The following is a 1,322-nucleotide window of genomic DNA, read 5'->3' on the forward strand; positions in this document are numbered from 1 at the left end:
GGCGCCAGGCGGCGCTCCCCGCCGGGCGCCGGCGGGCGAACCTCCGCGGCGCCTTCGCGGCGCCCCGCCGGCCCCCGGCGCACGTCGCCCTGGTGGACGACGTCGTCACCACCGGCGCCACCGCCGCGGCGGCCGCCCGGCAGCTCATCGAGGCCGGCGCCGAGCGCGTGGACCTGTGGGCCGTGGCGCGCACGCCGCCGTGACCGGCGCCGCCCCTGCCGCGGGGCTGCCTCCCCCCGGCTCAGGGGCCGAGCGGCAGGTGGAGGTCGCCGGCGATCCCCAGGAAGATCGCCCCGCCGAGCCAGGCGTTGTTGAGGAAGGCGCGGAAGCAGGCGCTGCGCTCGTAGGAGCGGATGAGGTACTGCTGGTAGGCGCCGAAGCCGGCGGCGGCGGCGAGCCCCGCGTAGTAGAGGGGGCCGAGGCCGGCGCGCAGGCCGACCTGGATGAGGGCGATGAGCATCAGCAGCTGCAGGATGCCGATCATCGGGCGGTCGAGCTCGCCGAAGAGGATCGCCGTGGACTTGACCCCGAGCTTGAGGTCGTCGTCGCGGTCGACCATGGCGTACATGGTGTCGTAGACGGTGGTCCAGAGGATGTTGGCGATCAGCAGCAGCCACGCCATCGGCGGGACCGCGCCGGTCTGCGCCGCGAAGGCCATGGGGATGGCCCAGCCGAAGGCGGCCCCCAGGTGGACCTGCGGCAGGTGGCTGTAGCGCTTGGTAAAGGGGTAGGAGGCCGCCAGCGCCACGGCGCCCAGCGACAGCAGGATGGTCAGCGGGTTGGTCAGCAGCACCAGCCCGAAGGCCACCAGGCACAGGGCGACGAAGAGCAGGAGCGACTCGCGCTCCGTCACGCGCCCCGTGGCGAAGGGGCGCCGGCAGGTGCGCTTGACGTGGGCGTCGATGTACCGGTCGGCGTAGTCGTTGATGACGCAGCCGGCGGCGCGCATGACCACGACGCCGAGGACGAAGATGGCCAGGGTATCGAGATCCGGCAGCCCCCCGGCGGCGAGCCACAGCGCCCAGAGCACGGGCCAGAGCAGCAGGAAGTTGCCGATGGGGCGATCGAGGCGGGCTAGCTGGAGATAGGCACGCAGCCGATCCGCGATCCAGGAGTCACTGCGGCTGTACACGTCCCCGCTCACCCTCGGCCTCCTCCAGGCACGTCGTCGACGCCAGAAACACCTCGGTCACCAGCAGGCGCTGCTGCGCCGCCCACAGCAGCGAGCGCCGCGCCCACGCGCCGCACCCGCCCGGCAGCCCGTAGGCCGCCATGCGCCGGGCCAGCGGCTCGGTGCCGCGCAGGCGCGCCACCGCCAGGCG

General features: G+C 74.1%; 2 protein-coding genes and 1 pseudogene. 1 reads left to right on the forward strand and 2 read right to left on the reverse strand.

What is annotated here, in order from left to right; genetic code table 11:
- Positions 1–203: pseudogene (locus CKO13_RS12195) on the forward strand (ComF family protein); the annotation flags it as partial.
- A 38-nt stretch (positions 204–241) separates the two neighbouring features.
- On the opposite strand, the gene ubiA reads toward CKO13_RS12195, so the two are convergent.
- Positions 242–1,108 (reverse strand): 4-hydroxybenzoate octaprenyltransferase, encoded by an 867-nt coding sequence (gene ubiA, locus CKO13_RS12200; protein WP_200261405.1) that lies wholly within the window; start codon positions 1,106–1,108, stop codon positions 242–244.
- A gap of 7 nt (positions 1,109–1,115) precedes the next feature.
- Positions 1,116–1,322 (reverse strand): hypothetical protein (locus tag CKO13_RS12205; RefSeq protein ID WP_200261403.1); only part of this gene is annotated, 207 nt, incomplete at its 5' end.

The organism is Halorhodospira neutriphila (genome assembly GCF_016584055.1).
GTDB lineage: Bacteria > Pseudomonadota > Gammaproteobacteria > Nitrococcales > Halorhodospiraceae > Halorhodospira > Halorhodospira neutriphila.